Origin of the sequence: Paraburkholderia phytofirmans PsJN (assembly GCF_000020125.1) — a bacterium.
Lineage (GTDB): Bacteria > Pseudomonadota > Gammaproteobacteria > Burkholderiales > Burkholderiaceae > Paraburkholderia > Paraburkholderia phytofirmans.
In genome coordinates this window covers 547,542-565,829 of record NC_010681.1, presented here as the reverse complement: position 1 = coordinate 565,829, position 18,288 = coordinate 547,542, and the positions used below count along the sequence as shown (strand labels likewise).

Annotated in this window: 20 protein-coding genes; 5 read left to right on the top strand and 15 right to left on the bottom strand. The window is 63.1% G+C overall.

What is annotated here, in order from left to right; genetic code table 11:
• Positions 1-144: 144 nt before the first annotated feature.
• Together BPHYT_RS02490 and ugpQ are read right to left on the bottom strand one after the other, a co-directional pair.
• Complete coding sequence (locus BPHYT_RS02490) at positions 145-1,260, bottom strand: ABC transporter substrate-binding protein (protein WP_012431581.1); 1,116 nt, start codon at positions 1,258-1,260, stop codon at positions 145-147.
• Positions 1,261-1,365: 105 nt separating this feature from the next.
• The gene (gene ugpQ, locus BPHYT_RS02485; RefSeq protein WP_012431580.1) at positions 1,366-2,154 is read right to left on the bottom strand and encodes a glycerophosphodiester phosphodiesterase; all 789 of its coding nucleotides are present in this window, start codon (positions 2,152-2,154) and stop codon (positions 1,366-1,368) included.
• Between the two features lie 573 nt (positions 2,155-2,727).
• Between ugpQ and BPHYT_RS02480 the strand changes: the two genes are divergently transcribed.
• The gene (locus tag BPHYT_RS02480) at positions 2,728-3,498 is read left to right on the top strand and encodes a DeoR/GlpR family DNA-binding transcription regulator (RefSeq protein ID WP_012431579.1); all 771 of its coding nucleotides are present in this window, start codon (positions 2,728-2,730) and stop codon (positions 3,496-3,498) included.
• Between the two features lie 31 nt (positions 3,499-3,529).
• On the opposite strand, the gene BPHYT_RS02475 is transcribed toward BPHYT_RS02480, so the two are convergent.
• Positions 3,530-5,197: a Na/Pi cotransporter family protein gene (locus tag BPHYT_RS02475; RefSeq protein ID WP_041758722.1), complete on the bottom strand. Its 1,668-nt coding sequence runs from the start codon at positions 5,195-5,197 to the stop codon at positions 3,530-3,532.
• Positions 5,198-5,415: 218 nt separating this feature from the next.
• On the opposite strand from BPHYT_RS02475, the gene BPHYT_RS02470 reads away from it, so the two are divergent.
• Positions 5,416-6,099, top strand: coding sequence for a histidinol-phosphatase (locus BPHYT_RS02470; protein ID WP_012431577.1), 684 nt, complete (start codon positions 5,416-5,418; stop codon positions 6,097-6,099).
• Positions 6,100-6,126: 27 nt separating this feature from the next.
• Here BPHYT_RS02470 and BPHYT_RS02465 read toward each other — a convergent pair whose 3' ends face one another.
• The 3 genes from BPHYT_RS02465 to tauA are packed head-to-tail and all read right to left on the bottom strand — an operon-like array spanning position 6,127 to position 8,854.
• A complete protein-coding gene (locus BPHYT_RS02465) occupies positions 6,127-6,996 on the bottom strand; it encodes an ABC transporter permease subunit (protein WP_012431576.1) in 870 nt (289 codons plus the stop codon).
• The gene (locus tag BPHYT_RS02460; RefSeq protein WP_012431575.1) at positions 6,993-7,790 is read right to left on the bottom strand and encodes a taurine ABC transporter ATP-binding protein; all 798 of its coding nucleotides are present in this window, start codon (positions 7,788-7,790) and stop codon (positions 6,993-6,995) included. The genes BPHYT_RS02465 and BPHYT_RS02460 overlap by 4 nt, the downstream gene beginning before the upstream one ends.
• Positions 7,791-7,831: 41 nt before the next feature.
• Complete coding sequence (tauA, locus tag BPHYT_RS02455) at positions 7,832-8,854, bottom strand: taurine ABC transporter substrate-binding protein (RefSeq protein WP_012431574.1); 1,023 nt, start codon at positions 8,852-8,854, stop codon at positions 7,832-7,834.
• 275 nt (positions 8,855-9,129) lie between these two features.
• Between tauA and BPHYT_RS02450 the strand changes: the two genes are divergently transcribed.
• Positions 9,130-9,576: a hypothetical protein gene (locus BPHYT_RS02450; protein ID WP_012431573.1), complete on the top strand. Its 447-nt coding sequence runs from the start codon at positions 9,130-9,132 to the stop codon at positions 9,574-9,576.
• 56 nt (positions 9,577-9,632) lie between these two features.
• Entirely contained in the window at positions 9,633-9,767 is a 135-nt protein-coding gene (locus tag BPHYT_RS39415; RefSeq protein WP_012431572.1) for a hypothetical protein, read from the top strand.
• A 120-nt stretch (positions 9,768-9,887) separates the two neighbouring features.
• Here the strand turns inward: BPHYT_RS39415 and lipA are convergent, their stop codons facing one another.
• From lipA to BPHYT_RS02435, 3 genes are all read right to left on the bottom strand, one after another.
• Positions 9,888-10,895, bottom strand: a complete 1,008-nt coding sequence (gene lipA, locus BPHYT_RS02445; protein ID WP_012431571.1) for a lipoyl synthase — start codon at positions 10,893-10,895, stop codon at positions 9,888-9,890.
• Between the two features lie 13 nt (positions 10,896-10,908).
• Complete coding sequence (gene lipB, locus BPHYT_RS02440) at positions 10,909-11,634, bottom strand: lipoyl(octanoyl) transferase LipB (protein WP_012431570.1); 726 nt, start codon at positions 11,632-11,634, stop codon at positions 10,909-10,911.
• A 198-nt stretch (positions 11,635-11,832) separates the two neighbouring features.
• Positions 11,833-12,159 carry a DUF2917 domain-containing protein gene (locus BPHYT_RS02435; protein ID WP_012431569.1) on the bottom strand — a complete coding sequence of 109 codons (327 nt, stop codon included), beginning with the start codon at positions 12,157-12,159 and terminating at the stop codon, positions 11,833-11,835.
• Between the two features lie 98 nt (positions 12,160-12,257).
• Between BPHYT_RS02435 and BPHYT_RS02430 the strand changes: the two genes are divergently transcribed.
• Positions 12,258-13,226, top strand: a complete 969-nt coding sequence (locus tag BPHYT_RS02430) for a transcriptional regulator GcvA (protein ID WP_012431568.1) — start codon at positions 12,258-12,260, stop codon at positions 13,224-13,226.
• A 16-nt stretch (positions 13,227-13,242) separates the two neighbouring features.
• On the opposite strand, the gene BPHYT_RS02425 is transcribed toward BPHYT_RS02430, so the two are convergent.
• The 6 genes from BPHYT_RS02425 to BPHYT_RS02400 form a co-directional block, all read right to left on the bottom strand.
• Positions 13,243-13,512 (bottom strand): DUF493 family protein, encoded by a 270-nt coding sequence (locus tag BPHYT_RS02425; RefSeq protein ID WP_012431567.1) that lies wholly within the window; start codon positions 13,510-13,512, stop codon positions 13,243-13,245.
• Complete coding sequence (locus BPHYT_RS02420) at positions 13,484-14,449, bottom strand: D-amino acid aminotransferase (RefSeq protein WP_012431566.1); 966 nt, start codon at positions 14,447-14,449, stop codon at positions 13,484-13,486. The genes BPHYT_RS02425 and BPHYT_RS02420 overlap by 29 nt, the downstream gene beginning before the upstream one ends.
• A gap of 13 nt (positions 14,450-14,462) precedes the next feature.
• The gene (locus BPHYT_RS02415) at positions 14,463-15,692 is read right to left on the bottom strand and encodes a D-alanyl-D-alanine carboxypeptidase family protein (protein ID WP_012431565.1); all 1,230 of its coding nucleotides are present in this window, start codon (positions 15,690-15,692) and stop codon (positions 14,463-14,465) included.
• Between the two features lie 320 nt (positions 15,693-16,012).
• On the bottom strand, positions 16,013-16,657 hold the full coding sequence (locus BPHYT_RS02410; RefSeq protein ID WP_012431564.1) for an alpha/beta hydrolase: 645 nt from the start codon (positions 16,655-16,657) through the stop codon (positions 16,013-16,015).
• An 8-nt stretch (positions 16,658-16,665) separates the two neighbouring features.
• Positions 16,666-16,989, bottom strand: a complete 324-nt coding sequence (locus tag BPHYT_RS02405) for a (2Fe-2S) ferredoxin domain-containing protein (protein WP_012431563.1) — start codon at positions 16,987-16,989, stop codon at positions 16,666-16,668.
• Positions 16,990-17,125: 136 nt separating this feature from the next.
• Positions 17,126-18,283 (bottom strand): VanZ family protein, encoded by a 1,158-nt coding sequence (locus BPHYT_RS02400; RefSeq protein ID WP_012431562.1) that lies wholly within the window; start codon positions 18,281-18,283, stop codon positions 17,126-17,128.
• Between the last annotated feature and the right edge of the window lie 5 nt (positions 18,284-18,288).

Here is an 18,288-nt window from a genome sequence, read left to right as displayed (position 1 = left end):
AGCTCACCCTTGGGGCAATCTGGCAAACGCATCCGGCGCGCTGCGCTCATTACGAGCAGCGGCGCGCCGGGGCGGCAAAACCACGCTACGGTTCTTTGTCGCGGCGCGCCTGCTCTGCTGCCGCCGCGACCTACGCGCTACGCCTTACTTGACGTTCGCGCCGACCGCTTCGTCCCAGTGCTTCGTGATGGTTTCTTTGTACGCGTCCTGTTGCGAGAGCGTCGGGAACACCACGTTCTTGTAAGCCGACGGCGGCGGCAGCTTGTCGAGCAGCGCTTGCGGCACTTTCTTGCCGGTCACCAGCTCGTTGTAGCGCATCGGGTGGCAATAGCCCTTCAGCCAGCCGATCTGGCCTTCGTCGGAGTACAGGTATTCCATCCACAGTTTGGCTGCGTTCGGATGCGGCGCGTAAGCGCTGATCGCCTGAACGTACACGCCGGCGACCACACCCGTTTTCGGAATCACCACATTCACCTTCGGGTTGCCCTTCAGCGTGTCGCGGTCGGCCAGAGCGTTGTAGTCCCAACGCACGATGATCGGCGTGGTGCCTTGCGCGAGCGACGCCGCCTTGCCGATCACCGGCACGAAGTTGCCGCTCTTGTTCAGGTTGGCGAAATACGTGAGGCCGGCCTGTCCCGCCTTGTTCACGTCGCCCTTGCTTTGCGACAGACCGGCGGCGTACACGGCTTGGATCGCCTGGTTGGCCGAGCGCGGGTCGCCCGCCAGCGAGACGGCGTTCTTGTAATCGGGCTTGAGCAGATCGCTCCAGTCGGACGGCGCCTTGTCGATCATGTCGGCGTTGACTTCGAACGCCAGCACGCCGTAATAATCGCCATACCAATAGCCGTCGGCATCCTTCGACTCTTTCGGAATCGAGTTCCACGTGGCGACCTTGTACGGCTGCAGCAATCCTTCGGCCTTCGCCGTGGGACCGAACGACAGACCCACGTCGATCACGTCGGGCGCCTGCGGGCCCTTGTTGCCCTTGTTCGCCTTGATGGCTTCGACTTCGTCGCCCGAACCCGCGTCCGGATTCAGTTCGTTGATCTTGATGCCGTATTTCTTCTGGAAGCCGGCCACCAGTTCGCCGTAGTTACACCAGTCGTGCGGCAGCGCGATCACGGTGAGTTGGCCTTCCTGCTTGGCGGCGGCGATCAATGCGTCGAGCGGCGCGGCCGAAACGCTGCTGCTGACGCCGGCGGCGGCGACACCCGCAACGGCCGACATCGAAAGTAAGCGAGCTAACGCGGTGCGGTTCATAGTCTTTCCCCATCCTCTGCCGAAATTGCTACGTTTGGAAAATTTCTAGTTCGAGCTTCAGAGAGCGCGCGCGTGCAGGGTTGCACTTGCGCGCCCGCACCATGTTCAGGCCGGGTTGGCCGGCGCCGGGAACATGTCGTGTTGCAGTGTATCGATGCGATCTGTACAAATCATGTCGACGCCCCACTGCGCGAGCAATTGCGCGCGCGCCGGATCGTTGACGGTGTAGGCGAGCACGCGCAGGCCGGCGCAGTGAACCTCCGCGACCAGCCGCTCGGTGAGATAGCGCTGGTTCGCGTGAAACGACACACAGTCCAGTTCACGCACGATGCGCAGCCAGTCGTCAGGAATTTCGTCGAACAGCATGCCGCGTTGCAGCGATGGCGCGGCGTCGCGCGCTGCGGCGAGCGCCTCGAACGAAAACGACGACAGCAGCGGCGGCGTCTTCTGTCCTTGCCACAAGGTCAGCGCGCCGCTTGCCACCAACGTGCCGGTGATCTCGTCGCGGCCCGGACACGGCTTGATTTCGATATTCGCGGCAATGCCGTCGCGTGCGCAGCGCTCGGCCGCTTCGGCGAGCGTCGGCAGCCGCGTGCCGGCGAATTGCGGTCCGTACCATGAGCCGGCGTCGAGCGTTGCCAGCTGCTGCCAGGTGTGCTCGGCGGCGGCGCCGTGGCCGTTGGTGGTGCGCTCGAGGGTGTCGTCGTGCAGCAGGAAGAGCTGGTTGTCGGCGGATAGCTTGGCGTCGAATTCGACCATGCGGTAGCCGTAGCGCACGCAGGCGTCGAAACCCGCGAGTGTGTTTTCCGGCGCCAGCGTGCCGCCGCAGCGATGGGCGGCCAGGCGCGGATAAGGCCAGTCTGCGGATAAGGTGCGATTAATCCCATTTCCCACGTCTCGTTACCTTTCATTCAGATAGAGCGGGTTGACTATGCTCTCGACACGTTCCCGGCCGTCACCGCCGCCTCGGCCAACGTGAGGCCCGCGCGGCCTCACGTTGCTTCCAGGCGCGAGCCCGTGCGTAGTATCGCGCCAAGGCAAGCGCCGCGAAAGCCGGGCATACACTCGATGCATCCACCGCACCGCGCGTTGCCATGTCATTGTCAGGATGACGAAGCGTGCAGTCATCCCGCAGCGCGAAAACGTCACCGGCCTATCGCCTGGACGGCAAACCGCAAGATCCATTATGGCGATGACACGGGTCGGTCAAATTGCCAAAAAACGCCGTGAAATGCTCGAAACCGGACATTTCAATTCCTTTTCGAACATTTGATGTTCGAAATAGGCTACGCGCTTCGATCTGCGAAGGCTAAGTTGAAATACACAAACTTGCAAGCTGCCAAAAAAATACAACACAATTCGACTAAAGTAGTAGGCTTGACATCGTCCGGACACACATTCGTGACCACGATGTCGCAGTTAAATACAAGCTGAACCAACGCGCGTACGCATCCAGGGAAAAAATGAATGTGGCAGGAAGACCGTCATCAAAGAATTCGCGCGTTACTGTCCACGCTGCAACGCGTGTCCACGGAACGGATCATGGCGGACCTCGGGGTATCGCGCGAAACCGTGCGGCGCGACCTGCTCGATCTCGAAGCGCTCGGTGAATTGCGGCGTGTGCACGGCGGCGCGATCAAGCCCGCCGACGAAGCACCGATCGCCGAACGCGCGCACATGCGCGTCAAATCCAAAACGGCGATTGCGAAGGCGGCCACAGGGCTGATCGCGAGCGGGCAGACGCTGTTCATCGACGCCGGCACCACCACCGCCGCGCTGGCCGAAGAACTGGCAAAGCTCGCAAACCTCACCATCGTCACCAATTCGATCGATGTTGCACTCAAGATGCGCGGCGCGGTCGATCAGACCGAGGCCGCCAACGAAGTCATCCTGCTCGGCGGCTCGATCAGCGACCGCGCCATGGCGACCACCGGCGCGACCACCGTACTCGACATCCAGCGCTATCGCGCGGACCTCGCGCTGCTGTCGCCGGTCGGCGTCGATCACCGGCATGGCGCGACCAATTACGATCACGCTGAAACCGAAGTGGCGCGCGCCATGGTCGCCAACGCGGACCGCGTGGTGATCCTCGCCGACTACAGCAAGATCGGCCAGCGCAGCCGCATCTCGTACTGTCCGGTCGATCGGATCGACGTGCTCGTCACCAACAAAAAAGCGGCCGAAGCCGCCGATTTTGCATCGCTGAAGAAGAAGCTCGAAGAGATCGTGCTTGCTTAGAGCTTAGTGCCTGGGTCAGGACGCTCGAGCGTTATTCCTTCACGTGCATCGTATCGAGCGAACGCTTACGCAAGCGCGTGTCGTGTAACGCGCCGGCTGCGTCGAGTACCGGATAGGCGGTCGAACAGAACAGTGAATTGAGCCGCTTCATGTCGCTGATCAGATCGAGATGCAGCGCACTCGTCTCGATGCTTCGCAGGGTCTGTCCGGCGAGCCGGTCCAGATGCCGGTACGAATACGCGCGCTCCAGATCGCGAAAACGTTCCTTCTCCGCGAGCAGGCGCTCGGCGCAACGCAGATCGTTGTTCAGGAACACCGACAGCCCAAGCTGCAGATTGCTGACGAGCCGCGCCTGCAAATCGTCCAGTTCGCCCAGCCCTTCTTCGGAAAACGACAGGCGATGAGCGATCTTCTTTTCCTCGATGTCCCCCACGATCCGCTCGATGATGTCGCCCGCATGCTCCAGGTTGATCGTCAATGAAATGATGTCGGTCCAGCGGCGGCTGTCGGCTTCGTCGAGCTGCTCGCGCGAGATCAGCGTCAGATAGCTTTTGACGGCGGCGTAGAGTTCGTCCACGTCGTCGTCCATGCGGACCGTTTCACGCGCCTTGTCGAGATTGTTTTGATGGATCAGATCCGCGACATTGTCGAGCATGGATCGCACGATATCGCCGATCCGCAGCACCTCGCGCGAGGCGTGCGCGAGCGCGAGCGTCGGTGTGGACAGCGCGGTGGCGTCGAGATGGAGCGGCCGCAGCTCACCGCCCGGCACCGGCCGGTTCGGCAACACGCGCACGCAGATACGCGCCACCGGGTCGATCAGCGACAGGCACGCGCAGCAACGCAGCGTGTTGTAAATCAGGTGGAAGCCGACCGTCGCTTCGCGCGGATTCGCGATCAGCACCGGCAGACCGCGTGCGAGCAGCGAAGTGAACGGCAGGATCAGCAGCGCGCCGGCCAGCTTGAACGCAAAGCTGCCCAAAGCAAGACGCCGCGCCGCCGCGTTTTGCGCGACGGTGCCCAGCAGCGCGAGCAGGCCGCTGCCGAGATTCGCGCCGATCACGAGGCACAGCGCGACCTTCAGCGAAATCACGCCGGACGAGGCGAGCGTTGCGGTGAGCAACACGGCGGCAAGGCTCGAATAGGACACCATGGCGAACGCGGCGCCGACCAGCGCGTCGAGCATGGTGTCGCCGGTCAACGCACCGAACATGACGCGCACGCCGGCGCCTTGCATCATCGGCTGCGCGGCTTCCACGATCAGACGCAGCGCCAGCAGGATCAAACCGAGGCCGATCAACGTGCGGCCGGCCTGGCCGAGACGGGTTTGCTTGCGCGACAGAAAGAGCGGCACGCCGAGCAGAATCAGGATGGGCGACAACCAGGACAGATCGAGCGTGAGGATCCGCGCCATCAACGCGGTGCCGACGTCTGCGCCGAGCATGATCGCGAGGCCGCTGGTGAGCGGCAGGAGTCCCTGCGCCGCGAACGACGTGACGATCACCGCCGTGGCATTACTGCTCTGCACGAGACTCGTCACGCCGACACCCGAGAGAAAAGCCCGCCAGCGGCTACTGGTGCTGCGCCCCAGCACGCTGCGCAGATCGGCGCCGAGGACTCGCAGGATGCCGGTGCGCACAATGTGCGACCCCCACACGAGGAGCGCCACACCGGCCAGAAGGTTTAGGAGAATCAACATAAGGCACTGCGCATCCATTCCTGCTGCCATGACCCGAACCGCATGCCGCGCGAACCGGCACCCGGGGCGTATGACAGTAGTGTTGCACATTTTTGCCTTATTGTAATTTTGTGCTTTTAAATATAGGCTCGGGTAAAGCTGTGGATTGCTGTGTGCCGGCTCATGGTCAGTCATGCGGCGAGTCCGGCCATTCGACCACCTAACCACGAGAACTCTGGATGAGCCGCAACCTTGCGCTATTCGACCTGGATCACACGTTGCTGCCGCTGGATAGCGATCAGGCGTGGGCCCACTTCATCGCCGGACTGGGGATAGAAGGCGCCGCGCGGCATGCGCAGGAAATCGACGATTACTATCAGCAGTACGTGGCCGGTACGCTCGACATGGCCGCTTACCTGAACTACACGCTGGCGCCGCTTGCCCGCCACTCGCGCGAGCAACTCGACACGTGGCATGCGCAGTTCATGCAGCAGGTGATTGCGCCGGCCATTCTGCCGGCAACGCGCGCTCTCGTGCAACGCCATCTCGATGCGGGCGACCTGTGCTGCATCGTCACCGCAACGAATGTGTTCATCACGGAGCCGATCGGCAAGGCGCTCGGTTTCGAGCATCTGCTGGGAATCGAGCTTGGCACCGAAGGCGGCGACCCGTTGGCGCGTTTTACGGGGAAGGCGGTCGGCACGCCCACCTTCCGTGAGGGCAAGATCACGCGCACCGAGAGCTGGCTGACCTCGCTCGGCCATCGTCTGCAGGATTTCCCGCAGAGCTGGTTTTATAGCGATTCGATCAACGACGTGCCGTTGCTGGAGCGCGTCACGAACCCGGTCGCGACCAATCCTGATGCGCGTTTGCGTGTCATCGCCACGGAACGCGGCTGGCCGGTGATCGAGCTGTTTGCTTGAGCGTGAACTTGTGCGGCCACTGCCGCATTACACGCGCCCTTTCCACGGCACGAGCCGCCGCTCCAGCACGCGCATGCCCAGATCGAACAGCCACGCGATCAACCCGATCAGCACGATGCCCATGACCACCACGTCGGTACGCAGAAAGCTCGACGCGTTGAGCACCATCTGACCCAAGCCCGCCGTGGCCGCGACCATTTCCGCGGCGACCAGCGTGGTCCAGCCAAAGCCGATTGCAATACGCAGGCCGGTGAGAATCTCCGGCAACGCAGCGGGCAAAACCACATGCCGCACGATCTGCGAGAAGCGGCCGCCCAGCGAATACGCCGCATGAATCTGCTCGATGGTGGCGCTGCGCACGCCGGCGCGCGCGGCCATGGCAATCGGCGCGAAACAGGCAAGATAGATCACGACGATCTTCGCCGTTTCGTCGATGCCGAACCAGATCACCACCAGCGGCAGATAGGCGAGCGGCGGCAACGGTCGATAGAACTCGAGCGGCGGATCGAGAAGGCCACGCGCAACCCGGCTCACGCCCATCAGGATACCGACCGGCACTGCCGTGAGCGCGGCGAGCGCAAACGCGCCGAACACGCGCAAAGCGCTCCAAGCGAGATGCTGCGAGAGCGGCAAGCCGCCTTGAATGCGGCCATGCCACGCGTCGAGAAACGCGGTCCATACCGCTTCCGGCGTCGGCAGAAATAGCGGCGGCAACCAGTGCAGATGCGTGGCAAGCCACCACAATGCCGCGAGCGTCGTGACCGAGAGCGCACTCAGCACCGCGGTCGGACCTTCGCCCGGCAGACGCCAGCCGTGCACAGGCCGCCCGGTTTGCCGCGGACGCTTGCCGGTCTGCGCGAGCGGCAGGTCACCCAATGATTCGCGCGAAGCCGTCATGACAGCACCTCGTCCTGCTTGCGCTCATGCAGCCGACGCACCAGCCGCTCGCGCCATTCGATGAAATCCACCGACGACTTCACCGCGCGCGCATCGCGTGTCTGTAGAAAACGCCGTGCGAACGGCAGGTCGTAGCTATCGGCGATGCGGCCCGGTCCCGGCGTCATGACAACGAGACGGGTCGCGAGAAAGAGCGCTTCCTCGACGCTATGCGTGATGAAAAACACTGTCTTGCGTGTGCGGCCCCAGACATCGAGCACGAGTTCCTGCATCGACTCGCGCGTCATGGCGTCGAGCGCGCCCATCGGTTCGTCCATTAGCAGCACTTGCGGATCGCTTGCGAGCGCGCGTGCAATGCCCACGCGCTGCTGCATGCCGCCCGACAGCGCATAGACCCGCGAGCGCGCATGCTTCTCGAGTCCGACAAGCTTCAGCATGTCGAGCGCGATACGCTCGCGCTCCGCCTTCGGCACACGCTGAAAGCGCAAACCGAGCGCGACGTTGTCGAGCACATCGAGCCAGGGCATCAACGCGTACTTCTGAAACACGACGCCGCGGTCCGCGCCTGGTCCGAGCACGGGCTCGCCGTTTAATCTCACTTCACCTTCAGTTGGCGGGATGAAGCCGGCAATGCAGTTGAGCAAGGTCGTCTTGCCGCAGCCCGACGCGCCCAGCGCGACCACGAACTCGCCGGGTTCGATACGTAGATCGACATCGGCGAGCGCGACATGCGGCGCCGCGCCGCGCGCGCCTTCGTAGGCGACGTGCAGTCGCCGGATCTCAAGACCGCTCATCGCCGGACCTCATGACGCCAATGGGAGACAGTGCGCGACGATCAATGCGCCGCACGCTGCACGAACTGCGGATCGACGCCGGTCGAATAGTCGGCCAGCACGCTCTGGATCGTGCCTTGCGTCTTCAGAAACGCCGCAGTGGCGGCCAGCGACTTCGCCGCGCCCGATTGCGCGCCGCCGCCGAGCCATGCATTCGAAGCCTGCTGCGCCGGCGTCGGGAACGCGTACAACGCCAGGCTCGCCGGCACTTGCTGCGCGTTCGCGCCGGACTCCTTGGCGACCGCCTCGACCTGCGGCGACGCTGCCGTCCATGCGGATGTGTGCTCGCGGTAACTTGCGTCGGTCGCGGCGAGCACCTTCACGAAGCGCGCGACGAACTCGGCGTTCTGACTGGCGAACTTGCGATCGACGACGAAGCCGTCGAAGGTCGCCTTGCCGGTCTGCTGCGCGACCTGCCCCGACGTAATGAGCACCTTGCCGTTCTTCTTGACCTTGGCGAGCACGGGATCCCAGATATACGTCGCGTCGATGTCGCCGCGCTCCCAAGCCGCCGCGACTTCAGGCGGGCGCAGATTGACGATCTTGACGTCGGACGGATTCACGCCGGCGCTCTGCAACGCAACCAGCGTATGAAAGTGCGACGTCGATACGAACGGCACACCGATCTTCTTGCCTTTGAGGCCGGCAACGCTCGTTACATTGGAGCCATCACGTGCGACCAGCGCTTCGGCGTCGTTGATATTGTCGAGAATCCAGAACAACGAAATATCCACGCCCTGCGACAGACCCGCGGCGATCGGGCTCGAGCCGGCTTCACCGAGTTGCACCGAACCCGAGGCCAGCGCGCGGATCACGTCGGCGCCGCTGCCCAGCTTGCGGTAGGTGACCTTGTAGCCGGTGGCTTTCTCCACTTCACCTGTCGCCTGCGCGTAACGCCAGGGCACCACCATGTCCTGATACGCGATCACCACTTCTTTGGTGTCGGCGTGCGCCACGGAAGCAAACGGCGCGGACAATGCGAGCAGCGTAGCAAACGCGGCAAGCGGACGGAGGATGCGGTTCATCGGGAAGCCCCTTGAGCAGGTGTTGTTCGGGAGGCTTTCGACTATAGGCAGTTTGTTCGCGGCCGGTTCTAATTAATCCGCGATTGCTAATCACGCTGGTTGAGCATTGCTTTTCACGTTCGGTTGGTTAGCGGCGACTGTTGGGATGGGCAGTCGGGCAGTTCCAGCGAATGATGGCGGATTGTGGCATGTGCGCGCAAGCTGGCCGTTCGGCAGATTGACCTTTTATCGACGGCAGCGGGATCATCTATGCGTTGCTAGAACTTCGCATTCCTATGATCGATTTCGTTGGCCGCCTTAGCTGGTTGCTTTTCAACGTCGGCGTGCCGGTGTGTGCGCCCTTCGCGCTGCTGCCTCTGTTGAGCTTTTCGCGGTTCTATCGGCAGTCGTCCAACGGTATTGCGATACGTTCTGTTCAGAACGGACAACTTCTCTGGGTCGTCATCTCAATGTGTGCCAGCGCGTGCTATGAGATCGGAAGCGCGTTGGGCGATGCATCGACGAATAGCAGGCTGGCTTTCATGTTGGCAGGGTTGCTCTGGCATGTTCTCTTTCTCGTCGTGGCATCCATCCTCGTGTCGTTCGGCGCAGCTGACTCGACGCCACATCCTGACTATCGTCACGGCGACGAGGCACGTGAGCGGAAGTTGATGTGGACATCCACGATCATGACTGCTGCAGTGGCCGCCTCATTTGCCCTATCTCATTATTCGTTAAACTAACTAATTAGCCACCCTCTGAGCTATACTTTTAAGCACGTCCAACAGGGAGAACTCAAATGCCCAATCTGATCGACTACGTCATGGAAAATCGCGATGTGCGCGATCGCCTGATCGAACTGGCCGCTCCATTTTCAGTCATCGGTAGCATCATCGCCTCGATCTGCATGCTGCTCGCACGTTACTACCGGTAATTCTTTGCAGAGAAGCCTGAAAACGCGCTGCATCGGCAATCAAAATCTGGCGCCCCAAAACAAAAAAGCCTGCAACGCGTGCAGGCTTTTTCTCAAACTGACAGCTATCAGCTAAGACGCTCAGACCACGCCAGCTCCATGCGCCTGCAAATCGGCGTGGTAACTCGAGCGAACCATCGCGCCCACGGCTGCGTGCGTGAAACCCATCTTGTACGCTTCTTCCTCGTACATCTTGAACGTGTCCGGGTGCACGTAAGACCGCACCGGCAGATGGTGTTCCGACGGTTGCAGATACTGACCGATCGTCAGCATATCCACGTTGTGTTCACGCAGGTCGCGCATCACCTGCAGAATCTCTTCTTCGGTTTCGCCGAGGCCGACCATCAGACCGGACTTGGTGGCCACATCAGGGTGCAGCGCCTTGAAGTCTTTCAGCAGCTTCAGCGAATGCGCGTAGTCCGAACCCGGGCGCGCTTCCTTGTACAGACGCGGCACCGTTTCGAGGTTGTGATTCATCACATCGGGCGGTGCGGCATTCAGAATGCCGATCGCGCGATCCAGACGGCCGCGAAAGTCCGGCGTCAGAATTTCGATGCGGGTTTCGGGCGAAAGCTCGCGCGTCTGACGGATACATTCCACGAAGTGAGCCGCGCCGCCGTCACGCAAATCGTCACGATCAACGCTGGTGATCACCACGTACTTGAGCTTCAACGCGGCGATGGTGCGCGCGAGGTTACCCGGTTCGTCCACATCGAGCGGATCCGGGCGGCCGTGGCCGACGTCGCAGAACGGGCAGCGGCGTGTGCACTTGTCGCCCATGATCATGAAGGTCGCCGTGCCCTTGCCGAAGCATTCGCCGATGTTCGGGCAACTCGCTTCTTCACACACCGTATGCAAGTTGTGCTCGCGCAGAATCTGCTTGATTTCGTAGAAACGCGAATTGCCGGTCGCCGCTTTGACGCGGATCCAGTCGGGTTTCTTGAGCTTTTCGATCGGGACGATCTTGATCGGAATACGGGCGGTCTTGGCTTGCGCCTTCTGCTTTGCGGTGGCGTCGTAAGCGGCGGCGGAAGCCGGCACGGCGTCAGGAGCGGGGGAAGCTGCGAGGTTCGCGGTAACGTCAGTCATTCGTTCGATCCAGTCAGGCGGTGAGCACACCGGCCTGTGGTTGGGCGACGGCCGCGGGACTGCCGTCGAGGTTTGCGGTGAGGCGTTCTGCAAAGGTGCGGGCCACGTCGTCCCAGCCGGCGGCCACGCCAAGCGTTGCCATATCGACTGTTTCGAGCCCCGCGTAGCCACATGGATTGATGGCCAGAAACGGCCGCAAATCCATGTTCACGTTCAGGCTCACGCCGTGATAACTGCAGCCGTTGCGGATCTTCAGACCCAGCGCCGCAATCTTGGCGCCGGCGTGCAGCCCGACGTCCGGCCCCGGCGCCACGTAGATACCGGGGGCGCCAGCCTTTCGTTCTCCGGCGAGATTATACGCCGCAAGGGTGTCGATCACGGCTTGCTCGATCCGCGTGACCAGTTCGCGCACCATCAACTTGCGGCGGCGCAAATCGAGCAGCAGGTACGCCACCACCTGGCCGGGCCCGTGATACGTGATCTGCCCGCCCCGGTCGACTTTGACCAGAGGAATACCGCTGTCGGCGGCCAGCAGATGGGCGGGATTGCCCGCCTGGCCTAGCGTGAAGACGGGTGGGTGTTCGACCAGCCAGATTTCGTCGGGGGTGTCGGCCGTGCGTTCGTCGGTGAACGTGCGCATGGCTTCGAAGCTGGCTTCGTAGGGTTCGCTGCCACGCCAGCGCAACGTGAGCGGCGTCGTGGAGGGCAAGGGAGTCGGGGAAACCGGGGTGGCGCACATGATCCCCGCAGTTTACCGAAATCTGGGAATCCCCGCCGAAGGTGGCAGGGTTGGCAGCGTCAAGTCGCGGCCGCCTTGCTGCGTGGCCTCAACGTGGCGCGGCCACGCCGGTAATGTCAGATGCAGTCGCCCGGCTGCGCCGCCGAGTTCCGCCGCGGCGCGCCATCCGGCCAAACCAGCGCGCCCGCGGCAGCACCATCAAACCGTGCGCCAGCCGCCCCGCATACGCGCCGTCAACCGTTCGCCGATGCGCGCAAACCAGTTGAGCGCGCGCTCGTCGCAACGTGTGGGCACTGAAAACGCCACTCTCGCTTGCCCGGTGCCCTCAGCGCTCAGCCACAGCCGTTCACCGCGCCGCAACCGCAGCGTATGGCCAGGTTGCAGCCAGTAATCTTCGGTATCGTCGCTGCGCGTGACCCACACCGCACCGCCGCGAACGACCAGCTTTGTGCTGCGCGCCACCTTCAGGGGAACTGTTTCGCCAGTGCGGATTTCAAACGCGATGCTAGAGGAAATTTCTCGCATGATGCCCTCGCCAAAGTTCGTTTCATGACTACAATCCTAGGCGTAGCAAGGGTTGACGCAAAACGATCTATTTTCACCTCTATGTGAGAAATATTGCCATGGACCTTCGGCAATTGCCCGCCCTGAACGCGATCAAGGCATTCGAGGCCGCCGCCCGCCACGAAAGCTTTTCGCGCGCAGCCGACGAGCTCTTCGTCACCCACGGCGCCGTCAGCCACCAGATCCGCGCGCTCGAAGCCGACCTCGGCGTCTCGCTGTTCGCGCGCGACGGCAAACGCGTGCGGCTCACCGAGACCGGCCGGCGCTACGCCACGCACGTGCGCTCTGCCCTCATGGCGCTCGCCGACGCCACCCGCGAAATCCGCGCCGGCGATCGCGAGCGGCGCCTCGTGGTGTCGATGCTGTCGTCATTTGCGGCGCGCTGGGTGACGCCGCGCGTCGGCAGTTTTATCGAGGCGCATCCGCAGTGGGACCTCGAGCTGCTGTCTACCAACGCGCTCACGGACTTCGCGCGGGACGACGTCGACGTGGCGATCCGTTTCGGCTTCGGCAAATATCCGGGTCTGCATTCGGAGTTGTTGCTGGAGGAGATTTTCTTTCCCGCCTGCGCGCCGAATTTCAACGGCGGCAAGCTGCCCCAAACCCCGGCCGATCTGGCCAAAGTCACCCTGCTGCGTTCCGACGACGAACTCTGGCGCCCCTGGTTCGACGCCGCCGGCCTCACCGAGTGGCCTGAGCCGAAGCGCGGCGTGCTGTACCAGGATTCGTCGAATCTTCTGCAGGCCGCCATCGACGGTCAGGGTGTCGCGCTCACGCGCCGCTCGCTGGCCATGCCCGAAATCGCGGCAGGCCGCCTCGTGCGGCTTTTCGATGTGGATGGGCCGAGCCCATGGCAGTACTACTTCATCTGCACGCCGCAGATGCTCGAAACCGCCCGTGTGAAAGCGTTTCGCGACTGGGTATTCGAGGAGGTGGGACGCTTCAAGCAGCTTTTCGACCGGGCGTGCGAACTACGACCCGCAGCAAGCGCCGATCGATCGGCGAACGCATTGCGCGTCACGCCGTAACACGTAAACGAAGGGCTTAAAGCACCACTTTGACCATCGGATGGCCGGTGAGCGCGCGATAGATATCATCGAGCTGCTCACGGCTCGTGGCGCGCACCGTGACCGTCAGGCCCGTGTAATTGCCACCGCTGGACGGACGCGTTTCGACACGCGAGGCGTCGACTTCGTTGTCGAACTGCCGCACCACCGTGACGATCGTCTCGGCGAACTCGGGGTGCGATTTGCCCATGATCTTGATCGGGAAATCGCAAGGAAACTCAAACAGTGACTCGTTCACGGAACTCATTCTCTACTCCTTGCTGCGCCTCGCGCGCTTGCTGGGCCTTGGCTCGCTGATACGCCGCGTACAGCGCCGCAAAGACGGCACCCGGCTTGCCCTCGCCGACCGGCCGGCCATCGAGTTGCGTGACCGGCAGCACTTCCTTGGTTGCCGAACTGACGATGATCTCGTCAGCCGCGCGCAGTTCGGCCTCGGTGATCTCGCGCGCTTCGAAACGGATGCCGCACTCGCTCGTCAGTTCCTCGATCAGGCCGTAGCGAATCCCTTCGAGAATCTTGTGGCTGCGCGGCGGCGCGGCCAACACGCCGTCCTTCACCATCCACACATTCGACGACGACCCTTCGGTCAGCATGCCGTCGCGAAACTGGATCGTCTCGAACGCATCGTTCTGCGCGGCATATTGCGCCATCAGCACGTTGCCGAGCAGCGACACGGACTTGATGTCGCAATTGAGCCAGCGGCGATCTTCAGCCGTCACGCAACGCACGCCTTCTGCGCGCTGCGCCGCGTCCGGCAGGTTCAGCGGCGTGACCATCACGAATACAGTCGGCTGGATGCCGGCCGGAAACGCATGACCGCGTTTGGCGACACCGCGCGTGACCTGAATATAGGCAATCGCGTCCTGATCCGCACGCAAACCGCCGTCCGCCTCGTTCGCCGCGACCACGCGCTCGATCAGCGCGCGCCAGCCGGCGTCGTCGAAAGGATTGACGATGCCGATCTTGTCCACCGAGCGCGCGAGGCGCGCCAGGTGCTGCTGGAAACGGAACGGCGTACGGCCGCCCGCATGCGCGGGATGGGCGTAGAGCGGCGCAACTTCGTAAATGCCGTCGCCGAAAATAAAGCCGCGGTCGAGAACCGGCACGCGCGCTTCGGACAACGGCACCAGCTCGCCGTTCAGATAGACAATCGGATCGGGCGAAACATCGGAAACAGCGGTCATTGCAATCAGGCTCTTACTTCTTCTTGTTGAACATGAGCATCAGCGAATCCCACACGCGGCCGACCACACCGGCTTGCGGCACAGCCTGCAACGCCACGATCGGGAACTGCGCAAGGACCTTGCCGTCGGCCACCAGCTTCGCCGTACCGACCTGCTGACCATTCGCGATCGGTGCGATCAGCGGATCGATCTGCTCGATCTGCGGTTTCACCTTGTCGCCCATGCCCTTCGGCACGGTGATGTACTGATCGCTCTTCACGCCGATCTGCACGGTGTCCTGCGCACCCTTGTAGACGCGCGGCGTGCCCACCACCTGATTCGCCTTGTACAGACGCACTGTGTCGTAGGCGCTGTAGCCGTAGTTCAGCATCTTCAGGCTGTCCTGCACGCGGTCGTGTTCCTTGGTCTCGCCCATCATGACCGAGACGAGACGGCGTGACGCGTCGGTCGCGCCCGGCAGCGAACGCTTCGCGCTCGCGATCAGGCAGTAACCGGCGGCTTGCGTGTGACCGGTCTTCAGACCGTCGACGGTCGGGTCGATCCACAGCAGGCGGTTGCGGTTCGGCTGCTTGATCTTGTTGTACGTGAATTCCTTGACCGAGAAGATGTTGTAGTAGTCAGGGAAGTCGCGAATCAGACGCGCCGACAGCACCGCGAGGTCGCCCGCCGTGGTGTAGTGCTGCGGATCGGGCATACCGTTCACGTCGGCGAAATGCGTGTTCTTCATGCCGAGCTTCTGCGCTTCGTTGTTCATCATGTTGACGAACTGCGACTCGCTGCCGCCTACAAGTTCGGCCAGCGCGATCGCCGCGTCGTTACCCGACTGGATGATCATGCCGTACACGAGATCGTGCACGGTCACCGGCTTGTTGGCTTCGATGAACATGCGCGATTCGTCCGTGCGCACGCGGCGCACCGCTTCGCTCGGCATGACCGTCTGGTCCATGTTGATCTTCTTCGTCTGCAGTGCTTCGAAGACGAGGTATGCCGTCATCAGCTTGGTCAGCGACGCCGGTTCGACGCGCTCGTCCGGATTGCCCGAGGCGAGCACCTGGTTGCTGGTCGCGTCGACGAGCACCCACGAGCGCGCATTCACGGCCGGCGGCGGCACTTGCGCGAACGCGGTGCTGGCGACGAGCGTGGCCGGCAGCACCACGCCGAGGGTCACGGCACGGCTAAGCGTAGAAGGAACGAAGGAAGCAAGGGAAGGGAATGACGTGCGGCCGGAGGTGGAGAAACGCATAGGGTCGATTCGTGCAGAAAAATACATCGCGCGCAGGGCGCAGAGTTTGGAAGAGCCGGTCGGCGAGCGTCTGGCCATAAAAACGGCGCGGCGCCCATTGGACTTCCGGCCACGCGATCGGTTCGCGCAGCACGCCCGCATCCGCCACCGCTGCGCGCGAAAAAGACGCTACGCGTCGCGCGAACTGCCGGATGGGCGGCGCTGCGCCCAAAAAAGAGTCGCCATTATACGCGCGCTCTCCCCGTTACTTTGCGCAAAGGCTGGCGATTAATTTGCGTTTGTGCGTACCTGTACCCCGGAAAACACACATCGCGCGCCGCTTACCGCCATGCGTCGACGATGATCCGCTTCAGCACGTGCAGCTTGCGATGCAGAAAATGCTCCGCGCCCGGAATCACGACAACCGGCAATTCCTGCGGCCGCGCCCAGTCGTAAACGGATTGAATGGGAACCGTCTCATCGGTTTCGCCGTGAATCACCAGCGTGTTTTCCGGCACCGGGGCGACTTCCCAGCGGCTCGCCGCCGTGCCGACCAGCACCATTCGCTCGATCTCCTGACCTTCTTCGCGCAACTGCGCGGCCACGTGCGACAACACGAAGGTCCCGAACGAAAAACCCGCCAGCACGAGGGGCAGATCGCCTTGGCCCGGTTCGGCGCGCATGTGATCGAGCACGGCGCGCAAGTCGTCGCGCTCGCCGATGCCTGCGTCATGTTCGCCTTGCGTTTCGCCGACGCCGCGAAAATTCGAGCGATACGTCACGTAGTTCAACTGCACGAGTGTGCGTGCGAGCGTCTGCGCGACCTTGTTGTCCATCGTGCCGCCGAACAGCGGATGCGGATGCGCGACCAGCGCGATGCCGCGCGGCGCGGCGCCGTTTTCGCGCGTGTCGTCGGGCAGATCCAGCGCAACCTCGATCTTGCCGACCGGGCCGTCAATCAGATATTTTTTGGTGTGTACGTTCATGGCGAGACTTATTGATCGATTTTCAGACGCTCGACGATCTTGCCGTTGGCGAGGTGCGAGTCGACGATTTCGTCGATGTCGCTCTCATCGACGTACGTGTACCAGATGCCTTCCGGATACACGACGAGCGTCGGGCCGAGTTCGCAGCGGTCGAGGCACCCGGCCTTGTTGATGCGCACCTGACCCGGGCCTGCGAGACCGAGCTTCTTTACGCGTTTTTTGGCGTACTCCTGCATCTCCTGCGCATTGCAGTTCGCGCAGCTCGGGCGCTCGGCGCCGGGGTCGCGCTGATTGAGACAGAAGAAGACGTGGTACTTGTAGAAGGAGTCCATGATGTCCGGGGGCGAGACTGTCAGTGTGGGGAATGGCGCTGGATGCACGGCGGCGCGCCTGTTGTGCGAACGATTATAACGAGCGAGGCTGGCGGTCGCCGATGCTGTCCACGCCCGCCCTGCGTGCCGCACACCTTCACGCGTGTTTCATGCGCCGCTTGAGCCACGCCTGTTCCACCACATACGCCAGCCACACGAGCGCCGCGTACGGCCAGATCCACGCGAGCCAGTGGGCCAGTCCGTTGAAGTGCAGATAACGCCCTTGCCGCCAGTCGGCGAGCACGGCATCGAAATACGGGTTGACCGGCAGCAGGTTGACGAACACCAGCGCGATAGTCAGCGCGACGCCCGCCAGCGCCGCGCGCGATCGGCGCTGCAGACGCAACGTGAGGAGTGCCGCGGCGGTCCCGCACACAAGACCCGCGAACGCGCCGGGCGTCGCCCAGTCGAACGCGAGGCCGGACTGCGACTGCAGAAACGTCGCGCCCGCTTTCACGCACAAGGTCACCACGATAAACAGCAGCAGCAGGCGCACGCGCGGCGCATGTCGGCGCGCCGGCAACGAGGCCAGCGCGAGCGCGGCGAACAGGTTGAGCGTGGTGATGACGGCTTCCCACACATCGTCGGGCATCCAGGCGGCGACGAGCGCCGGCCAGGCGCCGACGTGCCAGCCAGGTGGCGTCCACGCGAGCAAGGCGTCTTGCGTGGTCGAATCGAAACGCAGCCAGAGCGCGCGCGGCCAGTTGCCGAGACCGAACAGGCGCGGCGCCGGATACATCGTCGCGAACGGCCACGCCACGATCAGACACGCGAGCGCGGCTCGATCTCGCTCGAACCACAGAAGCCGCGCGCGCCGCAGCAAGCCGCGATCGAGCAGCGCGCCCGTCGCCGGCGACATGATCGCCGCGCCGAGCAGCGCACCGAGCGCATTGGCGGCGAGATCCAGGTTGGAGGCGACGCGTGTCGGCAGATAGGTTTGCACGGCTTCCATCACGCCGGAGAGCAGTCCGCCGAGCACGAAGGCGAACGCAACGGCGAGCGTGCCGCGCCAGCGCGGATAGGCCGCGAGCACCACCAGCGCGCCGAACGGCATATAGCCGAGCACGTTCGTGACGACGTCAAAGGCCGTCAGGTACTGCGGCATGGGATCGGACAGATAGGCAAACGGAGCGAGGCCGAGCGAACGCCAGCCCGAAAACGGATACCAGGAACCGTAGACGATCAACGCGGTATACAGCACCAGCGCCTGGCGGGCGAGCACCGACGGACGGCGCGCCCAGGGTTTCACGCTCATGCAGC

What these genes read in the sequence shown, in the direction of transcription:
- BPHYT_RS02490 (WP_012431581.1), bottom strand. Translation starts at nt 1,260, where the DNA reads ATGAACCGCACCGCGTTAGCTCGCTTACTTTCGATGTCGGCCGTTGCG.
- BPHYT_RS02480 (WP_012431579.1), top strand. Translation starts at nt 2,728, where the DNA reads ATGTGGCAGGAAGACCGTCATCAAAGAATTCGCGCGTTACTGTCCACG.
- BPHYT_RS02475 (WP_041758722.1), bottom strand. Translation starts at nt 5,197, where the DNA reads ATGTTGATTCTCCTAAACCTTCTGGCCGGTGTGGCGCTCCTCGTGTGG.
- BPHYT_RS02470 (WP_012431577.1), top strand. Translation starts at nt 5,416, where the DNA reads ATGAGCCGCAACCTTGCGCTATTCGACCTGGATCACACGTTGCTGCCG.
- BPHYT_RS02465 (WP_012431576.1), bottom strand. Translation starts at nt 6,996, where the DNA reads ATGACGGCTTCGCGCGAATCATTGGGTGACCTGCCGCTCGCGCAGACC.
- BPHYT_RS02460 (WP_012431575.1), bottom strand. Translation starts at nt 7,790, where the DNA reads ATGAGCGGTCTTGAGATCCGGCGACTGCACGTCGCCTACGAAGGCGCG.
- tauA (WP_012431574.1), bottom strand. Translation starts at nt 8,854, where the DNA reads ATGAACCGCATCCTCCGTCCGCTTGCCGCGTTTGCTACGCTGCTCGCA.
- BPHYT_RS02450 (WP_012431573.1), top strand. Translation starts at nt 9,130, where the DNA reads ATGATCGATTTCGTTGGCCGCCTTAGCTGGTTGCTTTTCAACGTCGGC.
- BPHYT_RS39415 (WP_012431572.1), top strand. Translation starts at nt 9,633, where the DNA reads ATGCCCAATCTGATCGACTACGTCATGGAAAATCGCGATGTGCGCGAT.
- lipA (WP_012431571.1), bottom strand. Translation starts at nt 10,895, where the DNA reads ATGACTGACGTTACCGCGAACCTCGCAGCTTCCCCCGCTCCTGACGCC.
- lipB (WP_012431570.1), bottom strand. Translation starts at nt 11,634, where the DNA reads ATGTGCGCCACCCCGGTTTCCCCGACTCCCTTGCCCTCCACGACGCCG.
- BPHYT_RS02435 (WP_012431569.1), bottom strand. Translation starts at nt 12,159, where the DNA reads ATGCGAGAAATTTCCTCTAGCATCGCGTTTGAAATCCGCACTGGCGAA.
- BPHYT_RS02430 (WP_012431568.1), top strand. Translation starts at nt 12,258, where the DNA reads ATGGACCTTCGGCAATTGCCCGCCCTGAACGCGATCAAGGCATTCGAG.
- BPHYT_RS02425 (WP_012431567.1), bottom strand. Translation starts at nt 13,512, where the DNA reads ATGAGTTCCGTGAACGAGTCACTGTTTGAGTTTCCTTGCGATTTCCCG.
- BPHYT_RS02420 (WP_012431566.1), bottom strand. Translation starts at nt 14,449, where the DNA reads ATGACCGCTGTTTCCGATGTTTCGCCCGATCCGATTGTCTATCTGAAC.
- BPHYT_RS02415 (WP_012431565.1), bottom strand. Translation starts at nt 15,692, where the DNA reads ATGCGTTTCTCCACCTCCGGCCGCACGTCATTCCCTTCCCTTGCTTCC.
- BPHYT_RS02410 (WP_012431564.1), bottom strand. Translation starts at nt 16,657, where the DNA reads ATGAACGTACACACCAAAAAATATCTGATTGACGGCCCGGTCGGCAAG.
- BPHYT_RS02405 (WP_012431563.1), bottom strand. Translation starts at nt 16,989, where the DNA reads ATGGACTCCTTCTACAAGTACCACGTCTTCTTCTGTCTCAATCAGCGC.
- BPHYT_RS02400 (WP_012431562.1), bottom strand. Translation starts at nt 18,283, where the DNA reads ATGAGCGTGAAACCCTGGGCGCGCCGTCCGTCGGTGCTCGCCCGCCAG.